The organism is Nocardia sp. NPDC005825 (genome assembly GCF_040630175.1).
Lineage (GTDB): Bacteria > Actinomycetota > Actinomycetes > Mycobacteriales > Mycobacteriaceae > Nocardia.
This window is the reverse complement of record NZ_JBEXXC010000005.1, coordinates 430,548-455,844: the sequence shown is the minus strand read 5'-3', so window position 1 is coordinate 455,844 and position 25,297 is coordinate 430,548. Positions and strand designations below refer to the sequence as shown.

Here is a 25,297-nt window from a genome sequence, read left to right as displayed (position 1 = left end):
GGTCCGTAATGCTGGTCACTCATCGGTCGCGGCGACCGTCAAAGAGGCCATTGACGTGCGCAGATCCGCGGCCTTCGGAACGCCGGAGATCCGGAAGCGTTCCAATCCTCGAGAATCCAATCCGAAAGTGGTCGGCAGCGAGAGCACGTTCAGCTCCCGGGCGAGCTCCGCGAACTCGTCGATGTCCACCTCCAGATCCAGCGGCGGCAGCTCGGCGTCGGCCAGTTCGGTCACCACGCCCGCGACCACGCGCCGCACCGCCGCGCACGGGCCGCACCAGTCGGCGGAGAAGTGCAGGACGGTCGGGCGGCCCGGGATCACCCCGGCCGCGGCCAGCAGGGCGGCCCGGTTGGATTCCGGCTCGTGGGGCTGTGGCGCGGCGGCGCGCTCGCGCACCCGGCCCTCGTTGCGGCGCAGCAGCAGGCCCACGGCGATCGCCGCGACCAGCATGACCGCCAGGATTCCGAGGGCGATCATTTCTGTAGCCGATCCAGGTCGACGGTCACGGCGCGACCGGTGCCCTCCACCACGATCTGCCCGGCATTGGCCTCCACCGAGGTGGGCGCGATGCCGAACGGCATATTGCGGGTGTCGATGGTGTGGGTGAAGCGGGCCAGGATGGCGGGCTTGTCCTGTTCGGAGATCACGGTCCGATCCTGTTCGGGCAGCACCGAATCGGAGTCGGACTGCAGATCGCGCCCGGCGATCGATATCGCGGTGATGCGTACCTCGGCGCCCTCGAGTTTCAGTTCGGCCAGCACGTGGACCTTCTTCTTGGTGACCTTCTGCGTGGCGTCCGCACGCGAATCGGTGACCGCGACGGTGTCGGCGTTCGGGCCGATCGGCACGGTGCCCTCCAGGATGATGATGCCCGTGGTGCTGGGACCGGTGCCCGCGGCATTGCCGGAGCCGTCGGACTTGTCGGTGGGCGGACCGAAGACCTGGAGGTCCGGAATCTTGAACAGCCGACCGAGCTCATTGGGTTCGATGCGCATGCGCGCCTGCACCTCGTCGACCGGGACCTGCGCCACCTCGCCGTCGATCAGCTGACGCATGGGCAGGCGGACGCCCTTCAGATTGGCCTCGACCATGATCTTGCCGGGGATGTCGGGGCGCATGGCCCGGGCGCGGATGTCCATATTGATGTACTCACCGTCCAGCGACTGGACCACGAACGGGTGGCGCAGCGACTCGTGGAAGGTGATCTCCGGATCGGCGCTCAGATCCGAACCGGTCCGCAGCAGCCGCGAGACGCGGTACTCGGAGTAGGCCGCGACCCCGAAATCGAGCAGCACGACCAGCCCTGCCAGGCAGAGCAATCCGATGAGCAGCCTCCGGAAACGCATAGCTGCACACTAATAGGGGGCCGTCGCCGATCCGCTTCGGATCCACCTACGGGAGTCCGCTCGCGACTGGGCGGACGCTGGTGATTCGCGCCGTCAACCCGCCCGTGGCGGCAGCGGAGGGCAAATACGAGACACCACAGGCTAATGTAGGCAGCGATTACCTGTGATGACCTGCATGGGGTAGTGGCCGACAGCGCGGTAGCCACACACATGCCAGATGGGATGGAGGGCCCCCATGGAGCTGCTCCTGCTGACCTCCGACCCCAACCCCGAGGCGGTGCTGCCGTCGCTGGCGTTGCTGCCGCATCACGTGCGGCCCGCTCCGACGGAGGTGGCGTCCCTGCTCGAGGCGGGATCCGCCGACGTGGCGCTGGTGGACGCGCGCACCGACCTGGCCGCCGCGCGCGGCCTGTGTCGTTTGCTGGGGAGCACCGGCTCGTCGGTGCCGGTGGTGGCCGTGCTGACCGAGGGCGGTCTGGTCGCGGTGAACGCCGACTGGGGCCTGGACGACATCCTGCTGCCCGGTACCGGGCCCGCCGAACTGGACGCCCGGCTGCGACTCCTGGTGGCGCGCAACGGCGGCGTGGCCAGCCCGGAGAACACCGGCAAGATCACCCTCGGTGAGCTGGTCATCGACGAGGGCACCTACACCGCGCGACTGCGCGGGCGCCCGCTGGACCTGACCTACAAGGAGTTCGAGCTCCTCAAGTACCTGGCGCAGCACGCCGGCCGGGTGTTCACCCGCGCGCAGCTGCTCCAGGAGGTCTGGGGCTACGACTTCTTCGGCGGCACCCGCACCGTGGACGTGCACGTGCGGCGACTGCGCGCCAAGCTCGGCAGCGAGTACGAGTCGCTGATCGGCACCGTGCGCAATGTCGGATACAAGGCGGTGCGCCCGGCGCGCACCCCGGGCAAGGGCGACGCGGTCACCTTCCCCGACTCCGACGGCACCGACGACTCCGAACTGACCTCGGCGAACGGCGCGATCTGATGACCTCCTGGACCGACCGGCTCGATGCCGAGACGGCCGGGCAGGTACGGGCGCTGCTGGAGCGCGCCACCGCGGCCGACGGCGTGGCTCCGGTGTCGGAGCAGGCGGTGCTCTCGCTGGCCGGAACTGATTCGCCCGCAAGACATCTGGTGGACATCCGGGACGGTGCGGTCGTGGGGTACGCGAACCTCGTGCCCGCGCACGACGAGCACCCGGCGATGGCGGAGGTGGCGGTCGATCCGTCGGCCCGCGGCCGCGGTATCGGCGCAGGTCTGGTGGCTGCCGCGCTGGCGGCCGGGGGTCCCGGCGCGCGGGTGTGGGCGCACGGTGACCTGCCGCCCGCGCGGGCGGTGGCGGCCCGACTGGGCTTGTCCGTTTCGCGTGAATTGTGGCAAATGCGAAGAGAGCTGGCTAACTCGGAGCTACCCGAGCTGGCGGTACCCGCCGAGCTCGAACTGCGCACCTACGCCGGGCCTTCCGACGACGCCGAACTGCTCCGCGTGAACGCCTCGGCCTTCTCCTGGCATCCCGAACAGGGCGGCTGGACCCAGCGCGATATCGACGCCCGCCGCGCCGAATCCTGGTTCGACCCGAAGGGTCTGTTCATCGCCGTGGATCCGGCCCACCCGGACCGCATCCTCGGATTCCACTGGACCAAGGTGCATTCCGACGAGACGCCGCCCATCGGCGAGGTCTACGTGGTCGGCATCGATCCCGACGCGCAGGGTCGCGGCCTCGGCCGGCTGCTCACGCTGGCGGGTCTGCACTATCTGAAGGACCGCGGCCTGGACGCCGTGCTGCTCTACACCGAGGGCGACAACACTGCGGCCGTGCACACCTACACCCGGCTCGGATTCACTCGATTCCACATCGACGTCGCCTACTCCAGCGTGTCGTAAATTACGCTCGGCAACGGTGCGGCTAATGTCACACGTGGTGCGCCGCAATCAGGGTGGGTTGTTCATCTGTCGTTCACCTGCCCTGGTCCAACTGTCTACCAGCCGCCCTTACGTTGCAAGTGGGCCGCAGACCGCTGCCCGGTGCGCTAGTTCGCAGCGAACAGCCGCCAAACGCGCCCGTCCGACCGTTGAGGGGTTGGACGTGCAAGTGATTCCCCCGGAGGAATTGGTGAATCTCAAGCGCAGCAGCGCCCTGCTCGGTGTGTTGGCCGCGGCCGGCGCCCTGACCCTGTCGGCTTGTGGCAGTGACAACAACGCCACCGGCGGCGGCGCCAAGATCGATGTCGCCTGTGGCGGCAAGACCTCGCTGAAGGCCAGTGGTTCCACCGCGCAGAAGAACGCGATGGACCGCTTCGTCGCCGCGTACCAGACCAACTGCTCGGGCGCCAAGCTCGACTACACCGGTTCGGGCTCGGGCGCCGGCGTCAACGAGTTCATCGGCAACCAGACCGATTTCGCGGGCTCCGACTCGCCGCTGAACGCCGAGAAGGGCGAGACCGACAAGGCCGCCGCTCGTTGCGCCAGCCCCGCCTGGAACCTGCCGGCCGTCTTCGGCCCGATCTCGGTGGCCTACAACCTGCCCGGCATCGAGGACCTGGTCCTGGACCCGCCGACCATCGCCAAGATCTTCTCCGGTGACATCACCGCGTGGAACGACCAGGCGATCCGGGCCCTGAACACCAACAAGGCCGACAAGCTGCCGTCGGACAAGATCGGCGTGATCTTCCGCTCCGACGAGTCGGGCACCACCGACAACTTCCAGAAGTACCTGACCACCGCCGGTGGCTACACCAAGGGCGCCGGCAAGGCGTTCAACGGTGGCGTCGGCGAGGGCGCCAAGGGCTCTGACGGCACCTCGGCCGCGGTCGCGAACACCAAGTTCACCATCACCTACACCGAGTGGTCCTTCGCCAAGGCGCAGAAGCTGTCCTCGGTGCGCGTGCTGACCACCGCCACCTCCAACGACCCGAAGCCGGTCGAGCTGACCGCCGAGTCCGCGGGCAAGGCCGTCGACGCCGCCAAGATCAAGGGTGACGGCAACGACCTGGTGCTGGACAACAGCTCGATCTACAAGCCCACCGCCGCGGGCGCGTACCCGATCATGCTGGCCACCTACGAGATCGTCTGCTCGAAGTACAGCGACGCCGACACCGCCAAGGCCGTCAAGGCGTTCCTGACCTCCGCGGTCGGCAACGGCCAGACCGGTCTCGCCGAGGCCGGCTACGTGCCGCTGCCGGACGCGTTCAAGACCAAGCTCACCACCGCGATCAACGCCATCTCCTGATCGCCTGATCGAAACACGATGACCGTGCACGACGACATTGCATCCGCGGGTCTGTCCGTTTCGACCGACCCGCGGGAAGACCGTGCCCAACTGCCGGGGGATACTGCGCTCATGCCGACCGAACCCAGCACCACCCCGGCCGCGGGGCGCGCACCCAAGAAGTTCGGCGCGGAGTTCGCTTTCCGCTCGGCGGCCACGGCCGCCGGCGGGATCATCGTCGCCGCCATCGCCCTGATCGCCCTGTTCCTGCTGATCCGGGCGTGGCCCTCGATCATGGCGAACAAGGCGAACTTCTTCACCACCACCGAGTTCAACGTCAAGGACGAGAACAACCTGCGGTTCGGCATCAAGGACCTGTTCATGGTCACGGTGCTGAGTTCGCTGTTCGCCCTTGCCATCGCGGTGCCGATCGGGGTGGGGATCGCGCTGTTCCTGACGCAGTATTCGCCGAAGGCGCTGGCGCGTCCGTTCTCGGTCATCGTGGATCTGCTGGCCGCGGTGCCGTCGATCGTGTTCGGTCTCTGGGGATTCCTGGTCGTGGCCCCCAAGCTGGGGCCCTTCCAGGACTTCCTGAACAAGCACCTGAGCTGGTTGTTCCTCTTCTCCGACGGCAATGTCAGCATTGCCGGCGGCGGCACCATCTTCACCGCGGGCGTGGTGCTCGCGGTGATGATCCTGCCGATCATCACCTCGGTCTCCCGGGAGGTGTTCGGCCTGACCCCGCGCTCGCACATCGAGGCGGCGCAGGCGCTGGGCGCCACCAAGTGGGAGGTCGTGCGCCTCACCGTGCTGCCCTTCGGCCGCTCCGGCGTGATCGCCGGTTCCATGCTGGGCCTGGGCCGCGCGCTCGGTGAGACCATCGCGGTCCTCATCGTGCTGCGCACCTCGACCAAGGCGGGCAGCTGGTCGCTGTTCGACGGCGGCTACACCTTCGCCTCGAAGATCGCCTCCGCGGCTTCGGAATTCAGCTCGAAGCTGCCGACCGGTGCCTACATCGCCGCCGGTTTCGTGTTGTTCGCACTGACGTTCGTCGTCAACGCACTGGCTCGGCTCGCCGCCGGCGGGAAGGTCAACGGATGACCACCACACTCGACAAGCCGATCAAGGCGCCGACCTTCCGGCACGTCAGCCCCGTTCGCCGGATCAAGAACAACGTCGCCACCGGCCTGGTCTGGCTGTGCTTCGGCCTCGCGCTGGTGCCGCTGCTGTGGGTGCTGATCGTGGTGCTGCAGAAGGGCGGGGCCATCGTGGCCTCGCTCGGCTGGTGGACCAAGTCGCAGAACGGCGTCCTGCCCGACCAGCGCACCGGCGGTGTCTATCACGCCATCTACGGCACCATCGTGCAGTCCGGCATCGCCGCGGTGATCGCGGTGCCGCTGGGCATCATGGCCGCGGTCTACCTGGTCGAGTACGGCCGGGGCTGGCTGGCCAAGACCACCACCTTCATGGTCGACATCCTCGCGGGTGTGCCCTCGATCGTGGCCGCGCTCTTCATCTTCGCGCTGTGGATCGCCACCTTCGGCAACCCGCAGAGCGCCTTCGCGGTGTCGCTGGCCCTGGTGCTGCTGATGCTGCCGGTGGTGGTGCGCAGCACCGAGGAAATGCTCAAGCTGGTTCCGGACGAACTGCGTGAGGCGTCCTACGCGCTCGGTATCCCGAAGTGGAAAACCATTGTGCGGATCGTCATTCCGACCGCCGCGCCCGGCATGATCTCCGGCATGCTGCTGGCCGTCGCCCGTGTCATGGGTGAGACCGCGCCGGTGCTGGTGCTGGTGGGTTACTCGAAGGCGATCAACTTCGATGTCTTCAACGGCAATATGGCCTCGCTTCCGCTGCTGATGTACCAGGAGCTGTCGAACCCCGAGCCCGCAGGCCGCGAGCGCATCTGGGGTGCCGCGCTGACCCTGATCCTGATCATCGCGCTGCTGTACCTCGCCGCCGCCGCGGTCAACAAGCTGCTCACGCGGAACCGATAGAAGGAAAGACTGATGGCCAAGCGAATTGACGTCAAAGACCTCAATATCTACTACGGCAAGTTCCACGCGGTCGCCAATGTCGGGCTGACGGTGCTGCCGCGCAGCGTGACCGCCTTCATCGGTCCGTCCGGTTGTGGCAAGTCGACCGTGCTGCGCGCGCTCAACCGCATGCACGAGGTGACCCCGGAGGCCCGCGTCGAGGGCGCGGTGCTGCTCGACGGCGAGGACATCTACGGCGCCACCGTCGACCCGGTCGGCGTGCGCCGCACCATCGGCATGGTGTTCCAGCGGCCGAACCCGTTCCCCACCATGTCGATTCGCGACAATGTGGTGGCCGGTCTGAAGCTGCAGGGCGTGCGCAACAAGGCCCGGCTGGACGAGGTGGCCGAGCAGTCGCTGCGCGGCGCCAACCTCTGGAACGAGGTCAAGGATCGCCTGGACAAGCCGGGCGGCGGCCTCTCCGGTGGTCAGCAGCAGCGTCTGTGCATCGCCCGCGCCATCGCGGTGTCGCCGGACGTGCTGCTCATGGACGAGCCGTGTTCGGCCCTGGACCCCATCTCCACGCTCGCGATCGAGGATCTGATCACCGAGCTGAAGAAGGAGTACACCATCGTCATCGTCACCCACAACATGCAGCAGGCCGCGCGTGTGAGTGACCAGACCGCCTTCTTCAACCTGGAGGCGCAGGGCAAGCCGGGCAAGCTCATCGAGATCGACGAGACCGAGAAGATCTTCTCGAACCCGTCGCAGAAGCAGACCGAGGACTACATCTCGGGTCGCTTCGGATAACCCCACAGACCCTCCGGCGTCTTACGGCCCCTGCCCTTGCGGCAGGGGTCGTTTTCTATGCCCTGGGCGGTTGTGTGCAACCGTTGGTAACAGTTAGTCTGACGCCGTTGGTAAACCGATTGGTTTAGTACAAGGAGGTGTCGGATGACCGTCTCAACGGCGAGCCCGAAATCCGGACGGGCCGCGGCGGACCTGCCGCAACGGGCGAAGATCGCGGCGCTGGTCGCCATCTGTCTCGCGGAACTGCTCGTGGTCCTGGACAACACGCTGGTCAATGTGGCCCTGCCGTCCATGGCCGTGGAGTTGCGGGCCGATATGAGCGGCCTGCAGTGGATCGTGGACGCGTTCACCCTGGCCTTCTCCGGCCTGCTGCTCGCCATGGGACACCTGGGCGACCGCTACGGGCGACGGCTGTTCATGATCATCGGACTGGGCGGCGTCGCGGCCATGTCCGCGGCGGGCGCGCTGTCCTCGGGCCTCGGCCAGGTCATCGCGGCCCGCGCCGGCATGGGCGTGTTCGCGGCCGTGGTCTTCCCGGCCACCCTGGCCCTGCTCACCAATATCTTCACCAAGTCCCGCGAACGCGCCGCCGCCATCGCGGTGTGGACGGCCATGGCCGGGATCGCCATCGCCATCGGGCCGACCGTGGGCGGCTGGCTGCTCGAGTACTTCTCCTGGCACTCGGTGTTCTGGATCAATGTCCCGGTGGCGCTGGTGGCCATCGGCGCGGTGCTGGCCACCGTGCCGGAATCCCGTGCACCGCACGCGGATCGGCTGGACCGGGTCGGCATCCTGCTCTCCCTGGCCGGGGTGACCGCGCTGGTGTGGTCCATCATCGAGGCCCCCAAGCACGGCTGGTTCGCCACCGAAAGCCTGGCGGGCTACCTGCTCTCGGCCGCGCTGCTGGCCGCGTTCGTGGCCTGGGAACTACGCGTGCCCGCGCCCGTGCTGAACATGCGCCTGTTCCGCAACCGCCGCTTCGCGCTGCCGTCGCTGGCCATCACCGTGTCCTACTTCTCGGCGTTCGGCTTCCTGTTCCTGATCACCCAGTACTTCCAGGGCGTGAAGGAGTTGTCGCCGCTCGAATTCGGCATCCACTCACTGCCTTTCGCGGTGGCGGTCGGCTTCGGCGCGCCCATCGCGACCCTGCTGGCGCAGCGGCTGGGCACCACGGCCATGGTGGTGTCGGGGCTGCTGATCCTGGCGGTGGCCATGTACATCGCGGGCCGGACCACCGTCGACACCCCGTATCTGGGACCGGTGGTGGTGTCCATGATCCTGATGGGCCTGGGATTCGCGGTGGTTCAGGGTCCGGCGACCGAATCCATCATGGGCGCGGTGCCTGTGGAGGAAGCCGGTGCGGGCTCGGCGGTCAACGACACCACGCGGGAGGTGGGCGGAGCGCTCGGCGTGGCCCTGCTGGGGTCGATCATGTCCTCGGTGTACGCAGACCGGATCGGCGGCCGAATCGCGGCGATTCCCGCGCAGATCATGAATCCGCAGCAGAAGGAGCTGGCGGGCAATACGCCGATCAGCATCCTGGAGATCGTGAAGGCCCCGGTGAATCCGCTTGTCGCACCGGCGAAAGCGGATCTGATTCACGCCATGAAGGTCGCGGCCATGCAGGGCGCCGAGGCCGCGTCGTACGTCGCGGTCGGCACCCTGGTCGTGTGCGCGGTCATCGTCGCCGCGACCTTGCCCTGGCGTCCCGAACGGGGCCGTTCGGTCCTGATGGGCTGGCGTGAATCCGACGAGGACTAGATCGATTCCTTCTCGGAATCCGGGTCGGGCGGCAGCACGCCGGTGACGAGGAAGACGACGCGGCGGCCGATCTCCACGGCGTGGTCTGCGAAGCGCTCGTAGTAGCGACCCAGCAGCGCCACGTCCACGGCCGCCGCGACGCCGAACTGCCAGTCGCGGTCCATGATCAGCGTGAACAGGTGCTTGCGCAGGTCGTCCATCGCCTCGTCGTCGTCGGTGAGCTTGGCGGCCCGCTCGGGATCGCGGGTCTCCAGCACCTCCTTGGCGGTGGCGCCCATCTTGACCGCGACGCGACCCATCTCGGCGAAGTAGCTGTTCACGGCCTCCGGTACGGCGTGTGCCGGGAAGCGCCGCCGGGTCATCTTGGCGACGTGCAGGGACAGCACGCCCATCCGGTTCACGTCGGAGACGATCTGGATGGCGCTGACGACCTGCCGCAAATCACCGGCGACCGGGGCCTGCAGCGCGAGCAGCGCGAAGGCCTTCTCCTCGGCCAGGGTGATCATCTCGGCGATCCGGTCGTACTCGCTGATCACCTGCTCCGCGAGCTCGAGATCGGCGGTGAGCAGGGACTCGGTGGCCCGCTCCATCGCCGATCCGGCGAGCCCGGCCATGCCGCCGAGCAGATCGGCGAGCTCGGCCATTTGTTCGTTGTAGATGACACGCATGAGTCAGACATTAGTGCGCGACCTTGACCAAGTCACCAACGGTGGGTTAAACGTAGGTTCCGGTCGGTTCCGGCAAAGTCGCCGCAGCTCCGACGGGTCCGGGGGCCGACCTACTTGCAGAGGTCGTCGGCGGCGTTCACATGCTCGAGATCGGAGGGCAGTGTGACCGGAGCCGCACTGGGCCCGCCCGCGTCGCTCGGCGTGTCGGGCAAGGTCTGCCCGAAGGTGGTCGGGGTTTTCACGGTGCCCGAGAAATCGGACCCCACCACGACCTCGACGATGCTGCCCAGCCCGCTCGCCGGTTCCAGGATCGCGCCCGGAATCGCGCTGGCCACGGTTCCGGCGTCGGCCTCGTGTCCGCTGGAGTAGCGGACCTTGGTCTTGGCGGAGACGCCGTCGGCGTAGTTGCCGGTGCTGTAGATCTGGAAGCCCTGCGCGGCCAGCTTGGTCGCGGTGGTGCCCGCGATGCCGCCCTGGCCGGAACCGTTGGACACCTGCACCGAGACCGTCTGCGGATCCACCGCGGCCGGTTTGGGTTTCGCGACGGGCACGCCGGCGGGGGCCGCCGGGGGCTCGGACTTCTTCTCACCGGGCAGCGGCTGGTCGTCGATGACCGCGCGGAAGATGGCCTTGATGTCCGACTCGCGCGGGATCTCGTTGCCGTACGAGGTGGTGCCCGCGGTCGGGACGGTCAGGAAGGTGATGCTCCCGGCCTGCATCTTCTGCATGGAACGGCCCAGCGTGAGCAGGTCCTTGGTGGTGACGCTGTCCATGAAGGAGTGCTTGGCGAAGGCGTTGATGAACCCGTCGAGCTTGGTCGGGTCGAACAGCACCTTGCTGGACAACGCGCTGCGCAGCAGGGACGACAGGAAGCGCTGCTGCCGGTTGATCCGGTCGTAATCGCTGCGTTCCTCGCCGTACACGTGGCGGGCGCGCACGTAGTCCAGGGCGGTGGAGCCGTTGACCGTCTGCTTGCCCGGGGTGGTGAGGACGGTGCCGAGGACCTCGTCGACCAGTGGTTTGGTGGTGCACACCTCGACGCCGCCGACCACGTCGACCATGGACTCGAACCCGGCGAAGTCGATGCCGACGAAGTGGTTGATCTTCAGGCCCGACATCTTGGTGATCACCTTGGTCAGGCACTTCGGCCCGCCCAGCGCGTAGGTGGCATTGAGCTTGTCGCCGTCGGCGGCCGGGAACTTCTGGCTGGAGTAGGTGGCCTTCTCGTTGTCCCAGCCCTCGCAGATCGGACGGGAGACGTCCAGGTCGCGGGGGAAGGACACCGCGACCACGCGGGACCGGTTGGCCGGGATGTTGACCAGCATGACGGTGTCGGAGCGCGCGCCCTCGGCGTCGTCCACGCTGCCCGCGCCGAGTGTGCTGTTGGTGCCCGCCCGGGTGTCGGTGCCCACGATCAGGAAGTTCTCGTCGCCGTTCTGCCCGTCGGCGTCGACGACGTCGGCGCTGTTCGGGTCGAGCGCGACGACCTGCTGGAAGTTGCCGTCCTTGGCGCGCAGATAACTCCAGCCGCCCGCGGTCACCAGCAGTGCGAGCACCGCGAACATCGCGGTGGCGCCGCGGGCCACCAGGCCGGCGCGGCGGCTGCGGCGGCGTCGGGTGCTCGACACCCATTTGGCCGGCGCGGAACCCACGGAGGCGGGCAACGCGGTGGTCGGGTAGTCGGCGGGCGAGGCGACCCGGCGGCCCAGCAGGGCGCGGGCCCGTGCGGCCGTGCTCGGGGGCGCGGCGGGGATGGCCTCGGTGACCGGGGGTAGTTCGTCGGTGACCAGATCGGCGGTCGGGTCGGCGCGGCGGACGGTCCGGCCCCCGGTGCCCGGTGCGGCCGCCACCCGGCGGAGGTGGCTGTCGTCGCGTACGGTGCGCTGCGAACCCGTGCCGGGCTGGTTTCCGGCGGGCGGAGGCTGGGCGCCGGGCGCGGGCGGGGGAACGGCGGGCCGGGCGCCGGCGGCCGGTGCGGCGTCCGGCGGGGGCACGGGAGCCGGAGCGGCAGGTTCTCGGTCGGCCGTGCCGTTGGTGGCCGCCGGTGCGTTCTGCTTGCCCGCGTCGGGGCGGGGACGGCGGCGCGTCTGGCGCTCGCTGTCCACCCGTTCGACCAGGTCCTGCACGGAGATGGGGGCGGCGGCGGAGTCGGCGTCGTCGGTGTGCCGGGAGCGGCGGCCCGCGCGCGACAGATCGTCCCCGTCCTCGGAGTAGCGCTCCCAGGGGGCGCGACCTCCGGGCCGTGGCGTACGCCCGTACCGATCGTCACCCACCAACGAACCTCACTTTGCTCTTGATGCCGAGGGCCATGATAACGATTTCGCCACGGTGAACCACTCGAACATGTGTCCACCCAGGTAGATCCGTTTTTTCTGATTTGCCGGAATGCTTCGACCGCTGGGACGAACGTTCCGCAAAGTGTGCCAGGGCCGCGGCCCCGCACCCGGGAGCTGGGCCGGACATTGACCGGATCGTGCCGGATCACCGGCAGCGACAGGCGGATGAACCAGGGGGGCGCTAGCCGCCGGAGTGCATGACGTCGGCGGCGGTCGGGACGGTCGCGTCCTCCGGATCGTCGAGCCAGCCGTCGGGCAGCGCGACCTTCGTCTGCGGGGAGCCCTGCCGTCCGCGTGGTCCGAGCGCGTCCTCCGGGAACGGCACGTCCGGATCCAGCTGCCCGACCAGATCGCCGATCTGGGCCAGGCTGGTCACGGTGGCGAACTGCCGTCGTAGCGCCGAGCCGACCGGGAAGCCCATCAGGTACCAGGCCATGTGCTTGCGAATGTCGCGCATGGCCTTGTCCTCGCCGTCGTGCTCGACGAGCAGGGCGGCGTGCCGGTAGAGGATCTCGCCGACCTTGCCGAGCGAGGGTCCGGCCGGGATGGGCTCGCCGCGCAGGGCCGCGCCGAGTTCCCCGAACAGCCACGGCCGCCCCAGGCAGCCGCGGCCCACCACGACGCCGTCGCAGCCGGTCTCGGCCATCATGCGCAGCGCGTCGTCGGCGCTGAAGATGTCGCCGTTGCCGAGCACCGGAATGGTGGTGACGGTCTCCTTGAGCCGCGCGATGGCCGACCAGTCGGCCTGCCCGGAGTAGAGCTGGGCGGCGGTGCGGGCGTGCAGCGAAACCATCGCCGCGCCTTCCTCTTCGGCGATCCGGCCGGTGTCGAGGTAGGTGGTGTGGTCGTCGTCGATGCCGATCCGGAATTTGAAGGTGACCGGCACTTCGCCTGCGGCCGCGACCATTTCGCGCACGATCTCGCGGAACAGCCGCCGCTTGTAGGGCAGGGCGGAGCCGCCGCCGAGGCGGGTGACCTTGCGGACCGGGCAGCCCAGGTTCATGTCGATGTGGTCGGCCCAGCCCTCGCCGACGATGATCCGGACGGCCTCGCCGAGGGTCTTGGGGTCGACGCCGTAGAGCTGCATGGAACGCGGCGATTCGTCGGGTCCGAAGGCCATCATGTTGAGGGTCTTCTCGTTGCGCTCGACGACGGCGCGGGCGGTGATCATCTCGCACACGTACAGCGATGTGGCGCTGCCGAATTCGCGGCACAGGGTGCGGAAGGCGACATTGGTGATGCCCGCCATCGGGGCCAGCACGACCGGCGGATCGAGCGGGTAGGGCCCGATCCGCAACTCGGTCTTGGGGGCTTCGAGCGAGGCAGTCACGCTGTCCAGTCTCTCATCCGCGCGGTGGCGGCCAGAGCCGCCCGTCCACTCGAGTGCCCCCGGTCACAACGTCAGCGGGCGGCGGGCCGGGTGCCGGGCTGGAGCGTGAAGCTGATCGCTTCCATGACGGGCTTGCGCTGGGTCTTCTGGATGGCGGCGATCCGCCACTCCCCGTCGGTGTCGCGCACGACGGTGTAGGTGACGAGCTTGCCGAGTTTCTTCGGCTGCTTCTTGCCCACGTCACCGGCGGATACGACGACCGCGGTGTCGGCGCCGTAGCGGCGGATGTCGAGGGTTTCGCCCCACATGCGGGTGCCCTTCAGGAAGGAGTCGAACAGCGCCTGGTGGGCCCGGCCGATCTCCGCCCCGCCGTGGTAGACGGTCCCGGCGAAGGTGACGTCGGTGGCGTCGGCGGTGAAGCAGTGGCCGTAGGCGGTGCCGTCGCCGTCGTTCCAGGCCGCGGCGACGCGGTCGAGCAGGGCGTGGATAGCGTCGAATTCGGTGCTGCTGTTCATGGTTCAATCCCCTTCAGGTGTTTGCTGCTCTTGGAAAGTATCTTCTCATGAGAAGTATCTTCCTTCAAGAAGAGAATTGAATCGGAGGCGTCCCATGCTGTCGGACCCCGCACGGGCCAGTGCGATCTATCGCCGCTACCTCAGCGCCCTGGTGCTGCACGCCCAGGCCGGCGCGCGGGCCGTCGGACTCGGCGCGACCGATCTGTACGCCCTCAACATCCTCGACCTGAACGGCGCCATGACCCCGGGCGAACTGGCCGCCCGCACCGGACTGACCACCGGGCCCACCACCCGCCTCATCGACCGTCTGGAGCAGGCGGGCCACGTGCGCCGCGTCCCCGACGCCGCCGACCGCCGCAAGGTCCTGATCGAACCGATCCCGAACCCCGGCGATCTCGAGCGGGTGCTCGCCCCCGCGCGCCGTAAGGTCGGCGAGATCCTGCTCGGCTACACCCCCGAGCAGCAGGAAGTCCTGTTCGACTACTTCGAGCGCGCGGGCCTGGCCTTCCAGGAGGCGGTCGACGAGATCGACTGACCCGCGGACGACGACGGCCCCCCGGGATCGGAATCCCGAGGGGCCGTGCCGAATTCGAGCCGGGTCAGGCGTTGGCCGAGGCCAGGTCCCGATCGCGCTTGGCGGCCTCGCGGGCCAGCATCTTGTCGCGCTGCTCTTCGAACTTCACGACGTCCTTGCCGAGCCGCTCGAGGAACAGGCCCAGACGCTCGCGGGTCTCCTCGCCGCGCGCGGTGAAGTCGGTGCGCTCGAAGATCTGCCACTTCTTGAGCACCGGGTTCACCACCTCTTCGAGGTGCTGGCGCAGGTCGTAGATGCCGTGCTTGGCCATCAGCACGCCGTTGCGGCGGAAGTTGGGCATGCCGGCGCCGGGCATCTGGAAGTTCTCCAGGATCATGGTGATCGCCTCGAGGGCCTGGTCCGGGCAGAGATCCAGGGCCGCGCCGCACATGTTGCGGTAGAAGATCATGTGCAGGTTCTCGTCGGCGGCGATGCGCTGCAGCATGCGGTCGGCGATGGGGTCGTCGCAGACGCGGCCGGTGTTGCGGTGCGAGACGCGGGTGGCGAGTTCCTGGAAGGTCACGTACGCCACCGAGTGCAGGAACCCGGCGCTGCCGGTCTGCTCCAGCTGCTCGGTGGGGGAGGCGAACCCGTTGGTCATGTGGATCATGCGGGCCTGCTCGAGGGCGACCGGGTCGACGCCGCGGGTGACGACCAGGTAGTCGCGCATCACGATGCCGTGGCGGTTCTCCTCGGCGGTCCAGCGACCGACCCAGGTGCCCCAGGCGCCGTCCTGGGAGAAGTTCTCGGCGATCTCACGGTGGTAGGAGGGCAGGTTGTCCTCGGTGAGCAGGTTGGTGATCATGGCCGCCTTGGCCAGTTCACTCAGCTTCGACTGCGACGGATCCCAGTCGTCGCCGCCCATGGCCGCGAAGTTGCGGCCCTCGTCCCACGGCACGTAGTCGTGCGGGTGCCATTCCTTGGCCAGGGAGAGGTGGCGATTGACGTTCTCCTCGGCAACCGGCTCCAACTCCGTCAGTAGCTCGAGTTGAGTCAGATCCTTTGCCATACATATGCCCTTCGTGTCATGCGTCGTGCTGTCGTACCCTCGCCGGCCTGCCGCCGCGGCCCATACCTTACGTGACCGTAGGGTGATGTGAAACTCATCTGTGCGCCATTGCGAGGTTGGTGAGGGATGTCATAAGAAGCGCGGCCCACAGCGTTAGGGGGTCTATCGCTGTGGGCCGCGCTTCGTTAGCCGTGCATCAGCAATGGATGCGAGATCACTTCTTCCCGAGCAGACCGCCCAGGACGCTGCCGAGAACGCCACCCGCGTTCTGGCCCATGGCCTTGCCGAGGATATCGCCCAGACCGCCCGCGCCGCCCTGGCCGCTGGTGGCCCCGCCGAGCAGGCCGCCGAGGATGTCGCCGAGGCCGCCGGCGCCGGCCGCGCTGGGCTGGGCGGCCGCTCCGCCGCCGAGCACCTTCTTGCCGAGGTAGGCCAGCACGATCGGCGCGAGCATCGGGAGCAGCTTGCCCATCAGGTCCTGGCTGATATTGCTGCCGCCGACATTGCCGAGCGCGTTGATCACGGTGTTCTTCTCGGCGCCGAACGTCTGGTCGACGATCTGGCTGCCGTTGGAGACATCCACCTGACTCATGTCGACGCCGCCGTCCAGCAGACCGAGCGGCTGGTTGGCGACTTCGTTCTCCAGATTCAGACCGACCTCGGGGTTGCCGGCCTGTGCCTGGAAACCGCCGAGCAGGACGGGCACGGCCGCGCCGACCGCGGTCTTGGCGGTGGCCTCGTCGACGCCGAGCTGTTCGGCGATCTGGGCGATAGGAACTTGAGAGAGCAGGTCATCGAAGGAAGTCATGAACTCCGCCTGTGGTGATGGATTCCCGGGGAAAAGCCCTACCGGGGTCACGGTAGGTGAAAACCGGACAGATTGCCACAGATTCGCGGATGTGGCGAGGGCCCGGAACGGGTGTTCCGGGCCCTCGCGCGGCTGTGCCCCCACCAGGGCTCGAACCTGGGACCTGCGGATTAAAAGTCCGTAGCTCTACCAACTGAGCTATAGGGGCGTGCGGGACGTCAGTTTAATGGGCGGGGCCCGCAAGTGTTAAACGAGTATCCGATTGTGCTCTGGCAGACGGTATTTGCGCAGGTCATGGTGTTGGCCTCGGGTGCGCGGCGGGTCGGGGCGGGGCGCTCGGACGGCGTGATCGGCGTGACGGGTTGTGCCGATGGTGTGACCGGCCGTGCCGATCGCCGGGGCTCGGGGAGCCGGGGTGGCGCGTTGGGGGGACGATGTGGCGCTGTGAGGGTGCGGACCGGTCGGTGCGTCACCGCGACGGGGCAGAGCCGGGGTGCCACGGGGGTCGGCGCGGAGTGTGGGCGGGGCGAGGTGACGGTGTGGTCCCGCCATGCCCGGACGCGTCCGGGCGGCCCGCCGCGCTCCCGCGGACTCGCGTCGATCCCGGGCTCGGGTGACCCCGGCAATCGCCTTGCCACTCAGTTTGTTTCGTGGCCATGGAGTGTGAATATCATCCAATGGTGATGCGTGGCAAGCTTTTTGGGGTGGGGGGAAGCAGCCGGGCCGGCCCGGTCCGAGCCCGGGGGTGGCGGCTCGGCGGTACCGCGGGCCGGGTGGCGTCGGCGCGTGTTTCCATGATCACCGGTGCGAACTTCGGTGAGATATGGGCGAATTCGTCGTTTCGAACCAATCGTCCATACGATTGCTGGGGAATTGCGGTTTTTGAAAGGAGGTGTGCTGGCTAACTGACTTTCCGGTACACGTCACGCTGGGTGTGCTTTCCGGGTACGGTGACCGACTGGTGAATTCCCGAGGAGCTGGGATTGCCCCGGCGGCACGGGATTCGGCTTATCGTTGATGTGCCCGAACGTGTCGCGACCGGCCCATCCGATCGCGGCTCCAACAGATGAAGCTGCGGGGAGGCGGACCAGGACCACGTGAACGCCCGGGTACGCACCTCCGGGGTGCACCGGGCGGGAAAAACTATACCAGTTGGTGTGTTTCAAGTTTTTCGCGCTTTTTCGTACCAAAAGTTTGGTAATTCCGGGCGTAGCCCGTTTTGAAGTATTTGAAAGACACGTAACTTCGCGTCGAGGCCGTACCGCGGTCGGCGACGGTTAGCTAGCTTCGGAGGCGTTTCGAGCATGGCACGGCAGCAAGAGCGGGCCCGCCGGACACGCGCGGCGATCATCAGGTCCGCCGCCGTTGAGTTCGGGAAGAGCGGCTATGCCGCTGCATCGCTCAACCGCATATTGGAAGGTTCCCGGGCGACCAAGGGGGCCATGTACTTTCACTTCGACTCCAAGGAGGACTTGGCGCGCGCGGTGCTGGAAGCGGCGGTCGACCGCTACCGGGCATCGACCGAAAGATGGCTCACCCGAACCGATCTCGGCCCACTCGACGTGCTGCACGGCATGATCGACGAGATCGCGTTGCGGCTGGAGAACGACATCATCATCCAGGCCGAGTTCCGGCTCATCATCGAGCCGGAGTTCTATCGCGACATCCAGGCCGGCGGCGGCCGCATCCTCGGGCGCGCCATCCGGCAGCTCGCGGTCCGGGCCGCGGAGCACAAACAGCTGCGCCCGGATTCGGATCCGGACCGGTTCACCCGCACCCTGGCGGCGGCCCTCGCGGGTCAGCGCTACATCGCCGATGTGCTCACCGGTCCGGCCGATCTGCGAGCCCGGTTCGCCGAGGCGCTCGAGGTGATCGTCGACGCCACCGCGACACCGGAGTGGGCCGAGGAGTTCCGCCGCGTGGGCTGGCGGGTGTCCGCCCGGCTCGAAGATCTCAACTTGGGACTCTGACCAGCTGATTTGGGAATCACGCGGAGCCTGTCATAAGCTATCTCCGCTCCCAACGGAAGCCGTTGAGCAAACGGTCCGGAGAAATCCGGCGGGCCCCCTTCGTCTAGCGGCCTAGGACGCCGCCCTTTCAAGGCGGTAGCGCGGGTTCGAATCCCGTAGGGGGTACAACCATGGAAACATGGTTGTCGGAGCAAGTAGCAAGGCCCTGTGGCGCAGTTGGTTAGCGCGCCGCCCTGTCACGGCGGAGGTCGCGGGTTCGAGTCCCGTCAGGGTCGCAAGATCTTTTTGCGACAGCAAGAAGCGCACGAAACTTGGCATTCGAATCGGGTGCCTTTCGGCCAGGTAGCTCAGTTGGTACGAGCGTCCGCCTGAAAAGCGGAAGGTCGCCGGTTCAATCCCGGCTCTGGCCACCAGCTCTGGAAGCCCCCGTCCATCGGACGGGGGCTTCCGGCGTTCCCGGGGTTCTTCGCGTGTTCTCACCTGAGGCGCTGATCTTGGTGGAATGCTGGATGTCATGGCCGAGGACAACCAGTGGTATTACTGCATCTCCCATCACAAGGCGGAGCAGGGGAAGTCCTGCTGGGTCGGTGACCGGATGGGCCCCTATCCGGATCAGGCGACAGCCGAGCGGGCGTTGGATATTGTGCGAGAGCGAAATCGGCGTGCCGACCAAGAGGACGACTGACGCCGGGGTGACGGGGGTGACGCGCCTACATGGTGCGATCACGAGGCACTCAGGTGGACCAGGTACGGTTTCGTAGCGAGAAGACGACCGATCGGGAGGGCGTACCTTGAAGGTCACCGTGGTGGTGCCGACCTACAACGAGCGGGAGAACCTGCCCGTTGCGGTGGAGCGGCTGACCGCACTGCCGGTGGAGGACCTGCATGTGCTGGTGGTGGACGACAATTCACCCGACGGCACCGGCGAGGTCGCGGACAAGCTGGCCGCCGATCTGCCCAACGTGGTGAGCGTGCTGCACCGGACGGAGAAGGACGGCCTGGGTCGCGCCTACATCGCCGGCATCACCAAGGCGCTCGACGAGGGCGCGGACGTGGTGATCCAGATGGACGCCGACCTGTCGCACCCGGCCGAGGTCATTCCCGCCATGCTCGACAAGCTGAAGACCACCGACGCCGGTGTGGTGCTCGGATCCCGGTACGTCCCCGGCGGTTCCACCGCCGAGGAGTGGAAGTGGTACCGCAAGGCGCTCTCCGCCTGGGCCAACTTCTACGTCAACCTGATCCTGCGCCTGGGCGTGAAGGACGCCACGGCCGGGTTCAAGGCGTGGAAGGCCGACACGCTGCGCGCCATCGACGTGGCCTCGATCAAGTCGAACGGTTACTCGTTCCAGGTCGAGATGAACTACCGCACCGTCAAGAAGGGCATCTCCATCGCCGAGGTGCCGATCCGCTTCGAGGAGCGCACCAAGGGCGCCTCGAAGATGAGCCTCAAGGTGCAGCTCGAGTCCGCGGCCATGCCGTGGAAGCTGCTGTTCGGCCGGGCGGTGTAGCACACCCCGCGCTAGGGATTACCGGTATCGCCAGGCCAGTGGAGCAGGGTATCGACGAACAACTGTCGGACCTGCTCCACTTCCGTATCCAGGCGGGCCGGGTCCCAGCCGCTGACGTCGATCGGCGGTAGGACGGCCACGTCCACCACGCCCTTGCGGACGATCGCGGAGTTGCGCCAGGCGATCTCGCCGGCATTGCGGATCACCACCGGGATGATCGGCACGCCCGCCTGCACGGCGATGTGGAACGCGCCCTTCTTGAAGGCGCCGACCCGCGGGGTGAGGGAGCGGGTGCCCTCGGGGGCGATCACCACCGACAGTCCGCCCCGCAGGGTGTCGACCACCGGTTCCAGCGCGGCCTTGGCGGCCTTGGTGTCGGCGCGGTCGATGAAGGTGACCTCCACGAACCGCATGAGCGGCCCGAAGACCGGGTTCTTGGTGATCTCGCGTTTGGCGATGCCGGTGAATCCGGTGCCCAGCACCTCGGCCAGCACCACGATGTCGAACTGGCTCTGGTGGTTGAAGATGAACACCGCCGGCCGGGGCGCGCGGGCGTGTTCGGCGCCGGTCACCCGTACTTTGACCCGGGTGCCGCGCAGGGTCGAGTCGGCGGCGTGGGTCATCATCGAATCCGCCATCTGGCGGCGCTGTTTCGTGTGCGCCTTGGCGGCCACGCCGAACAGCGCGCCGCCCAGCAAACCCGTGAAGCCGGCCAGGGTGCGGGCGTAGTCGGTCGCCTTGGGGGCCTGCCGGGGCCGGAAATGCAGGACCGGCCATTCCCTTTCGGCCGCCTCGAGCACGACCCGCGGGTCCGGGTTGACGGCCACCGGATGCCCGGCGGTCTGGAGCAGCGGCAGGTCGGCGGCGCTGTCGGCGTAGGCCCAGCTGCGGGTGAGGTCGATGTCGTGGGTGATGGCGAAGCGGCGGACGGCGTCGGCCTTGCCGTTGCGCCACAGCGTCTTTCCCTCCACGTGCCCGGTGAGCACGCCGTCCTGCACGGCCATCGTGGTGCTCAGCACGTGCGGGATGCCGAGTTCGGCGGCGACGGGTTCCACCTGGTAGCGGCTGATCGAGCTGATCAGGACCAGGGTGTGCCCGGCGGCCTCGTGTTCGCGGACCAGCCGCCACGCCTCGGGGTAGATGTGCCCGTACACGTTGCGCGCGAACACCTGCCGTCCGAGGTCGATCAGGTCGGCTTCGGATACCCCGGCCCAGTCGTACATGGCCGATTGCAGGAAGCGCTCGTATTCGCCTTCGCTGCGGGCGCCGCGGATGCTGCCGAGCAGGCTGGCGGTGAGCGCGCCGCGGGCGCTGCCGCGGCGCAGCAGGCGGCGGGCGAGCGGGGGCGGGTTGAAGCCGTGCACGACGGTGCCGCCGAAGTCGAAGATGGCGGCGATCCGCGGGCCCTGTGGTCCGGTGCGCACGGCTTCGAGGGCGGTGGCGAGATCCTGCGCGCCGATGGGCCGCTGGGTGACGCCGACGCCGGGCCGCAGGGTCGGGGTGGTGCGTCCCGCCGCGCGGCCCCGGACCCGGTGGGTCACAGCGCTTCCATCCGGTTGGACGGGTCGAGGGTGGCGGCCCGGGTGATGCGCTGCCCGATGGCGCGCAGTTCGGCGGCGAAGGCGCTGCGCCGGGCGGCCAGGTCGGCCGGATCGCCGGCGGGGGTGAGCAGGCCGTGGTTGTCGGCGAGTTTGACCGCGCTGCCGAACAATTCCGATGACACCGATTCGGGGCTGTGCAGGCGTTGTTGCAGCAGCATCTGCTTGCCGACCTGGAGGCATTCGTCGATGAGGGCCTTGCGGTCGACGGGGTCGACCGGGTCGCGGGCGGCGAGCCGTTCGGCCACCACCAGTTGCGCGTCGAAGAAGGAGCGCAGGACGCGGTGGGCCATCATGAAGCCGGAGTCGGCGAGCCGGGCCAGGATCTCGGAGCCGAGGGTGCCGGCGGCGGTGCGGTGATGCCATTCGGGGTCCACGCGCAGCATCTCGGCGGTCAGCTGGCTGGTGAACTCGGCTCGTTCGGGGAAGAAGAACTCGAACTTGAGCAGGTCGCGCAGCCGGTAGGCGGCGTCCCATCCGGCGCGCAGCTGATCGCCTTCGGGGGCTTCGACGGCGGTGAGGACGGCGAGCTCGAGGATGGCGCGGTTGACGAACCAGTGCACGGCGCTGTTGCGGTAGAAGGCGGCCTCGAGGTGCGCGCCCGCGTTGATGGCGTACACCGGTTCCAGTCCGGCCCGGTACACGGTGACGACGGTGGCGACGGCCAGCTGTTCCAGGACCACGGCGAGCCCGTGATCGTCGCGCAGCGTGTCGAGTTCGCCGGTGGGCAGGCCGCGGCTCTCGATGTAGCCGAGCACCGGCGCGATGGCGTTGCGGAGTTCGGGCCGGGTCAGCGCGCGTTCGTGGACGCCGAGCAGCACCAGGGTGGTGAGGGCGTTGACGGTGATCGGGGTGACCTCGTTGATGCCGACGGCGACCTCGAAGGCGAGCCGCTGCACGGCCAGCTGCTCGCGTTCGACGGCTTGTTCGGTGCCCGGATCCTGGTGTCCGGTCAGCGGATCCCCGTTGGCGGCCAGGCGGTCGCGGGCCGAGAGCGGGGTGCCGAAGCGCACGTACACGTGCCCGGCGGAGTGCTGCTGGTTGCGGACGTAGCGGGCCAGCCAGGTGAGGCCCTCGGGTTGTTTGCGGCCGCCGGTCTGTTCGTCGGCGATGGCTCCGATCTCGTTGAGCCGTTCGTAGGTGATGGAGACCGGCACCAGCATGACGTCGTCGATGCGTTTCGAACGCAGCGCCGCCGCAAGGTAATTCAGCAGTCCGTAGCGCGGCGGCCGGAGCTTGCCGGTGCGGGTGCGCCCGCCCTCGAAGTACCACTCCAGGTTGAAGCGTTTGGTGAGCAGGTAGGCGAAGTACTCCTCGACGACGGCCTTGTAGACCTCGTCGTCGCCGAAACTGCGGCGGATGAACACGGTTCCGGTGCGCCGGGCGATGGGCCCGATCGGCCAGAATTTGAGGTTGGCGCCGCCGACCACGTGGTTGGGCGGGAAGTCGTTGCGCGCCAGGATGTCCCCGAGCACGAAGGCGTCCACGTAGGAGCGGTGCGAGGGCAGGAAGACCAGCGGATAGCGCCGGTTGAGCGAGCGCAGCCGGTCGAGTCCGGTCTCGTCGGCGTCGACGTTCCAGGTGGAGGCGTGCACGGGCCGCATGGCCTGGGTGAACAGGTCGGAGACGAGGCGGCTCTGGGCGGCGACGAGTTCGCGCAGGCCCCGCTCGGCGCGCCGGTAGACCTCGCGTGACGGGAGTCCGGATTCCTCGGCGATGACGTCGAGCCGCCGCAGGAATTCGGGGGAGTCCAGGATCTCCTCGACCACCAGTCGCGGCACCTTGTACCGGTCGCCGATGACGGCGCGTTCGGCGCGTTCCAGGGCGACGATGCCGGCGCGCACGATGGCCCGTCCGAAAGCGTCGGGCACGATGGCGGATCCGGGGTTGTTGGCGCGCAGCTCGCTGAGCCGGGCGGGCTGTCCGGTGAGGATCAGGTGCCGGTCGGGGGCCTTGCCGATGAGCCGCCGCTGCATGAGCCGGTGCGGTTTGCGCGGGTTGGACATGGTCAGCAGGTCGCTGAAGGTGGTGCGGCGCACGCCGTCTCGTTCGGGCGGCAGCCAGAGCACGCGGACCGGTACCACCAGTGGGTCGTCGGCGCGTCCGACGAGGCGGTCGGTGACGGCGGCGGGGTCGAGGTCGATCTGGGTGACGGGGGCGGAGGTGCCGAACTCCTGGGTGATGCCGCCTTCGGCGAGCCAGCCGCCGATGAGTTCGCGTTCCACCCGGGAGGCGGCGTCGACCAGGGCGACCACGGATTGCGGGGCGGTGAGCGCGGCTTCGGGGAGCCGGCTGTCGTGATCGAGCATCTTCGTTCCCTCCGCATGAGCCGCTGCGATCCATTGAAGCCCAAACCGGGGCGGTGGGACGGGAGGTCGGGCAATTCACCGGTCCGACCCGGGGTTTCGCCGTGTTGCGCGGCGGTGGTGACGGACGTCGCGATGCGGGCCTCCCCAGAATGGGAAAGGTAATGCTAACCTCACTCCCGAGTTAGGTAAGCATAACCTTGGAGGTCTGGTGTCGGTCGCTGACGAACGGGTACGGCTCGAGGGGGAGCAGCGGTGGGGAGAGTACGTCACCGATCCGGTCGCGGCCGTCACCGCACTGGCGGCGGCGGATCGCTTCGGTGAGTACGTGGTCTACGAACGGCCCGGCGAATGGGTCTTCGCCGCCGACCCGCTGGGCGGCGTCGAGCTGGACGCGGACGAACTGCGGGTGAGCTGGGACGGACAGACCACCGCGGGACCGTGGTCGGGCAATCCGGCGCCGGCCCTGGACCGCGCGCTGGCCGGACTGCCCCTGGAGGGCCGCAACGCCTTCGGCTGGATCGGCTTCGAGTTCTGCGCCTGGTCGCTGGGCGCGACCGAGCACGTGCACCCGCGGGCCACCCTGGCGCACTTGATGATTCCGCGCATCGAGGTCCGCATCGACGCCACCGGCGTGCGGGTGTCGGGCGCGACACCCGCCGAGACCGGCGACATCCACGAGCTGATCGCCGCCGCCCAGGACACCGCGCTGCCCGTCGCGTACCCCGTGGACGTCACCCCGGACCCGACCGGCTATCAGGACCGGGTCGCCGCGGGCGTGGCCGAGATCCGGAACGGCAAGTACCAGAAGGTGATTCTGTCCCGGAAGGTCGACCTGCCCTTCGCGGTCAACATCCCCGCCACCTACCGCCTGGGCCGTGCGAACAACACCCCGGCGCGCTCGTTCCTGCTGCGCCTGGGCGGCCTGGAGGCCGCGGGCTTCAGCCCGGAACTGGTGGCGGCCGTGGACGGCGACCGGGTGGTCACCACCGAGCCGCTGGCCGGGACCCGCGCCTTCGGCCGCGGCGACGACATCGATCTGGCCGCCCGCGCCGACCTGGTGCGCGACCCGAAGGAGATCGTCGAGCACGCCATCTCGGTGCAGACCTCCTTCGCCGAGATCGCCGCGGTCGCCGAGCCGGACACCACCGCGGTCTCCGACTTCATGGCGGTCCGCGAACGCGGCAGCGTGCAGCACCTGGCCTCCACCGTGCGCGGGCGGCTGGCCGCCGACCGCAGCCCGTGGGACGCGCTGGAGATGCTGTTCCCGTCCGTCACCGCCTCCGGCATCCCCAAGGCCGAGGGCGTGGACGCGGTGTTCCGCCTCGACCACGATCCGCGCGGTCTGTATTCCGGTGCGGTGGTGACGGTTTCCCCCGACGGCGCCCTGGAGGCGACGCTGGTGCTGCGCGCGGTCTACCAGTCCGGCGCCGGCGCGTGGCTGCGCGCGGGCGCGGGCGTGGTCGGGCAGTCGCGGCCGGAGCGGGAGTTCGAGGAGACCTGCGAGAAGCTGGGCAGCGTCGCGCCGTACGTGGTGCGGGCCTGATCCCGAACCCGGGATCCGA

Annotated in this window: 22 protein-coding genes and 4 tRNA genes; 15 read left to right on the top strand and 11 right to left on the bottom strand. The window is 68.4% G+C overall.

The window, feature by feature from the left end:
- Window positions 1-15: 15 nt before the first annotated feature.
- Both ABZ382_RS17105 and ABZ382_RS17100 read right to left on the bottom strand, forming a co-directional pair.
- The gene (locus tag ABZ382_RS17105; protein WP_357089590.1) at window positions 16-477 is read right to left on the bottom strand and encodes a thioredoxin family protein; all 462 of its coding nucleotides are present in this window, start codon (window positions 475-477) and stop codon (window positions 16-18) included.
- Window positions 474-1,346, bottom strand: coding sequence for an LmeA family phospholipid-binding protein (locus tag ABZ382_RS17100; protein WP_357089587.1), 873 nt, complete (start codon window positions 1,344-1,346; stop codon window positions 474-476). The genes ABZ382_RS17105 and ABZ382_RS17100 overlap by 4 nt, the downstream gene beginning before the upstream one ends.
- A gap of 235 nt (window positions 1,347-1,581) precedes the next feature.
- Between ABZ382_RS17100 and ABZ382_RS17095 the strand changes: the two genes are divergently transcribed.
- The 7 genes from ABZ382_RS17095 to ABZ382_RS17065 all read left to right on the top strand — a co-directional run bounded on the left by ABZ382_RS17095 (window position 1,582) and on the right by ABZ382_RS17065 (window position 9,107).
- On the top strand, window positions 1,582-2,337 hold the full coding sequence (locus ABZ382_RS17095) for a response regulator transcription factor (protein ID WP_357089585.1): 756 nt from the start codon (window positions 1,582-1,584) through the stop codon (window positions 2,335-2,337).
- Complete coding sequence (mshD, locus tag ABZ382_RS17090; RefSeq protein ID WP_357089582.1) at window positions 2,337-3,236, top strand: mycothiol synthase; 900 nt, start codon at window positions 2,337-2,339, stop codon at window positions 3,234-3,236. The genes ABZ382_RS17095 and mshD overlap by 1 nt, the downstream gene beginning before the upstream one ends.
- 229 nt (window positions 3,237-3,465) lie before the next feature.
- Window positions 3,466-4,581, top strand: coding sequence for a phosphate ABC transporter substrate-binding protein PstS (pstS, locus tag ABZ382_RS17085; protein ID WP_357089945.1), 1,116 nt, complete (start codon window positions 3,466-3,468; stop codon window positions 4,579-4,581).
- 111 nt (window positions 4,582-4,692) lie between these two features.
- Window positions 4,693-5,661 carry a phosphate ABC transporter permease subunit PstC gene (gene pstC, locus ABZ382_RS17080; RefSeq protein ID WP_357089579.1) on the top strand — a complete coding sequence of 323 codons (969 nt, stop codon included), beginning with the start codon at window positions 4,693-4,695 and terminating at the stop codon, window positions 5,659-5,661.
- Window positions 5,658-6,557: a phosphate ABC transporter permease PstA gene (gene pstA / locus ABZ382_RS17075; RefSeq protein ID WP_357089576.1), complete on the top strand. Its 900-nt coding sequence runs from the start codon at window positions 5,658-5,660 to the stop codon at window positions 6,555-6,557. Before pstC ends, pstA begins: the two co-directional genes overlap by 4 nt.
- A gap of 12 nt (window positions 6,558-6,569) precedes the next feature.
- Window positions 6,570-7,346, top strand: a complete 777-nt coding sequence (gene pstB / locus ABZ382_RS17070; RefSeq protein WP_357089572.1) for a phosphate ABC transporter ATP-binding protein PstB — start codon at window positions 6,570-6,572, stop codon at window positions 7,344-7,346.
- A gap of 144 nt (window positions 7,347-7,490) precedes the next feature.
- On the top strand, window positions 7,491-9,107 hold the full coding sequence (locus ABZ382_RS17065) for an MFS transporter (RefSeq protein ID WP_357089569.1): 1,617 nt from the start codon (window positions 7,491-7,493) through the stop codon (window positions 9,105-9,107).
- On the opposite strand, the gene phoU is transcribed toward ABZ382_RS17065, so the two are convergent.
- From phoU to ABZ382_RS17045, 4 genes are all read right to left on the bottom strand, one after another.
- Window positions 9,104-9,775 (bottom strand): phosphate signaling complex protein PhoU, encoded by a 672-nt coding sequence (phoU, locus tag ABZ382_RS17060; protein ID WP_357089567.1) that lies wholly within the window; start codon window positions 9,773-9,775, stop codon window positions 9,104-9,106. The two genes, ABZ382_RS17065 and phoU, sit on opposite strands and share 4 nt — an antisense overlap.
- Window positions 9,776-9,885: 110 nt before the next feature.
- Window positions 9,886-12,048 carry an LCP family protein gene (locus ABZ382_RS17055; RefSeq protein WP_357089565.1) on the bottom strand — a complete coding sequence of 721 codons (2,163 nt, stop codon included), beginning with the start codon at window positions 12,046-12,048 and terminating at the stop codon, window positions 9,886-9,888.
- A 244-nt stretch (window positions 12,049-12,292) separates the two neighbouring features.
- Window positions 12,293-13,441 (bottom strand): tRNA dihydrouridine synthase DusB, encoded by a 1,149-nt coding sequence (gene dusB / locus ABZ382_RS17050; RefSeq protein ID WP_357089563.1) that lies wholly within the window; start codon window positions 13,439-13,441, stop codon window positions 12,293-12,295.
- A 71-nt stretch (window positions 13,442-13,512) separates the two neighbouring features.
- The gene (locus ABZ382_RS17045) at window positions 13,513-13,956 is read right to left on the bottom strand and encodes an SgcJ/EcaC family oxidoreductase (RefSeq protein WP_357089561.1); all 444 of its coding nucleotides are present in this window, start codon (window positions 13,954-13,956) and stop codon (window positions 13,513-13,515) included.
- A 94-nt stretch (window positions 13,957-14,050) separates the two neighbouring features.
- On the opposite strand from ABZ382_RS17045, the gene ABZ382_RS17040 reads away from it, so the two are divergent.
- Window positions 14,051-14,491 (top strand): MarR family transcriptional regulator, encoded by a 441-nt coding sequence (locus ABZ382_RS17040; RefSeq protein ID WP_357089559.1) that lies wholly within the window; start codon window positions 14,051-14,053, stop codon window positions 14,489-14,491.
- Between the two features lie 64 nt (window positions 14,492-14,555).
- On the opposite strand, the gene ABZ382_RS17035 is transcribed toward ABZ382_RS17040, so the two are convergent.
- The 3 genes from ABZ382_RS17035 to ABZ382_RS17025 form a co-directional block, all read right to left on the bottom strand.
- The gene (locus ABZ382_RS17035; protein ID WP_357089557.1) at window positions 14,556-15,539 is read right to left on the bottom strand and encodes an acyl-ACP desaturase; all 984 of its coding nucleotides are present in this window, start codon (window positions 15,537-15,539) and stop codon (window positions 14,556-14,558) included.
- A 214-nt stretch (window positions 15,540-15,753) separates the two neighbouring features.
- Window positions 15,754-16,347, bottom strand: coding sequence for a DUF937 domain-containing protein (locus ABZ382_RS17030; RefSeq protein WP_357089555.1), 594 nt, complete (start codon window positions 16,345-16,347; stop codon window positions 15,754-15,756).
- A 135-nt stretch (window positions 16,348-16,482) separates the two neighbouring features.
- Window positions 16,483-16,555: transfer RNA gene (locus ABZ382_RS17025), tRNA-Lys, on the bottom strand.
- A gap of 1,096 nt (window positions 16,556-17,651) precedes the next feature.
- Between ABZ382_RS17025 and ABZ382_RS17020 the strand changes: the two genes are divergently transcribed.
- The 6 genes from ABZ382_RS17020 (at window position 17,652) to ABZ382_RS16995 (ending at window position 19,828) form a co-directional block, all read left to right on the top strand.
- Window positions 17,652-18,317 carry a TetR/AcrR family transcriptional regulator gene (locus tag ABZ382_RS17020; RefSeq protein WP_357089553.1) on the top strand — a complete coding sequence of 222 codons (666 nt, stop codon included), beginning with the start codon at window positions 17,652-17,654 and terminating at the stop codon, window positions 18,315-18,317.
- A 92-nt stretch (window positions 18,318-18,409) separates the two neighbouring features.
- A tRNA-Glu gene (locus ABZ382_RS17015) sits at window positions 18,410-18,482 on the top strand.
- 36 nt (window positions 18,483-18,518) lie between these two features.
- Window positions 18,519-18,592: transfer RNA gene (locus ABZ382_RS17010), tRNA-Asp, on the top strand.
- A gap of 61 nt (window positions 18,593-18,653) precedes the next feature.
- Window positions 18,654-18,730: transfer RNA gene (locus ABZ382_RS17005), tRNA-Phe, on the top strand.
- A gap of 101 nt (window positions 18,731-18,831) precedes the next feature.
- A complete protein-coding gene (locus ABZ382_RS17000; RefSeq protein ID WP_357089550.1) occupies window positions 18,832-19,002 on the top strand; it encodes a hypothetical protein in 171 nt (56 codons plus the stop codon).
- A gap of 124 nt (window positions 19,003-19,126) precedes the next feature.
- Window positions 19,127-19,828 (top strand): polyprenol monophosphomannose synthase, encoded by a 702-nt coding sequence (locus ABZ382_RS16995; RefSeq protein WP_357089942.1) that lies wholly within the window; start codon window positions 19,127-19,129, stop codon window positions 19,826-19,828.
- Between the two features lie 11 nt (window positions 19,829-19,839).
- Here the strand turns inward: ABZ382_RS16995 and ABZ382_RS16990 are convergent, their stop codons facing one another.
- The gene (locus tag ABZ382_RS16990) at window positions 19,840-21,369 is read right to left on the bottom strand and encodes an HAD-IB family hydrolase (protein WP_357089549.1); all 1,530 of its coding nucleotides are present in this window, start codon (window positions 21,367-21,369) and stop codon (window positions 19,840-19,842) included.
- A complete protein-coding gene (locus ABZ382_RS16985) occupies window positions 21,366-23,735 on the bottom strand; it encodes a glycerol-3-phosphate 1-O-acyltransferase (protein ID WP_357089547.1) in 2,370 nt (789 codons plus the stop codon). The genes ABZ382_RS16990 and ABZ382_RS16985 overlap by 4 nt, the downstream gene beginning before the upstream one ends.
- A 208-nt stretch (window positions 23,736-23,943) precedes the next feature.
- Between ABZ382_RS16985 and ABZ382_RS16980 the strand changes: the two genes are divergently transcribed.
- Window positions 23,944-25,278 (top strand): salicylate synthase, encoded by a 1,335-nt coding sequence (locus ABZ382_RS16980; protein ID WP_357089545.1) that lies wholly within the window; start codon window positions 23,944-23,946, stop codon window positions 25,276-25,278.
- The last annotated feature ends 19 nt before the right edge of the window (window positions 25,279-25,297 follow it).

Excerpts from the sequence above, each read along its gene's own strand:
- ABZ382_RS17105 (WP_357089590.1), bottom strand. The coding sequence starts at position 477 with ATGATCGCCCTCGGAATCCTGGCGGTCATGCTGGTCGCGGCGATCGCC.
- ABZ382_RS17100 (WP_357089587.1), bottom strand. The coding sequence starts at position 1,346 with ATGCGTTTCCGGAGGCTGCTCATCGGATTGCTCTGCCTGGCAGGGCTG.
- ABZ382_RS17095 (WP_357089585.1), top strand. The coding sequence starts at position 1,582 with ATGGAGCTGCTCCTGCTGACCTCCGACCCCAACCCCGAGGCGGTGCTG.
- mshD (WP_357089582.1), top strand. The coding sequence starts at position 2,337 with ATGACCTCCTGGACCGACCGGCTCGATGCCGAGACGGCCGGGCAGGTA.
- pstC (WP_357089579.1), top strand. The coding sequence starts at position 4,693 with ATGCCGACCGAACCCAGCACCACCCCGGCCGCGGGGCGCGCACCCAAG.
- pstA (WP_357089576.1), top strand. The coding sequence starts at position 5,658 with ATGACCACCACACTCGACAAGCCGATCAAGGCGCCGACCTTCCGGCAC.
- pstB (WP_357089572.1), top strand. The coding sequence starts at position 6,570 with ATGGCCAAGCGAATTGACGTCAAAGACCTCAATATCTACTACGGCAAG.
- ABZ382_RS17065 (WP_357089569.1), top strand. The coding sequence starts at position 7,491 with ATGACCGTCTCAACGGCGAGCCCGAAATCCGGACGGGCCGCGGCGGAC.
- phoU (WP_357089567.1), bottom strand. The coding sequence starts at position 9,775 with ATGCGTGTCATCTACAACGAACAAATGGCCGAGCTCGCCGATCTGCTC.
- ABZ382_RS17045 (WP_357089561.1), bottom strand. The coding sequence starts at position 13,956 with ATGAACAGCAGCACCGAATTCGACGCTATCCACGCCCTGCTCGACCGC.
- ABZ382_RS17040 (WP_357089559.1), top strand. The coding sequence starts at position 14,051 with ATGCTGTCGGACCCCGCACGGGCCAGTGCGATCTATCGCCGCTACCTC.
- ABZ382_RS17035 (WP_357089557.1), bottom strand. The coding sequence starts at position 15,539 with ATGGCAAAGGATCTGACTCAACTCGAGCTACTGACGGAGTTGGAGCCG.
- ABZ382_RS17030 (WP_357089555.1), bottom strand. The coding sequence starts at position 16,347 with ATGACTTCCTTCGATGACCTGCTCTCTCAAGTTCCTATCGCCCAGATC.
- ABZ382_RS17020 (WP_357089553.1), top strand. The coding sequence starts at position 17,652 with ATGGCACGGCAGCAAGAGCGGGCCCGCCGGACACGCGCGGCGATCATC.
- ABZ382_RS17000 (WP_357089550.1), top strand. The coding sequence starts at position 18,832 with ATGGCCGAGGACAACCAGTGGTATTACTGCATCTCCCATCACAAGGCG.
- ABZ382_RS16985 (WP_357089547.1), bottom strand. The coding sequence starts at position 23,735 with ATGCTCGATCACGACAGCCGGCTCCCCGAAGCCGCGCTCACCGCCCCG.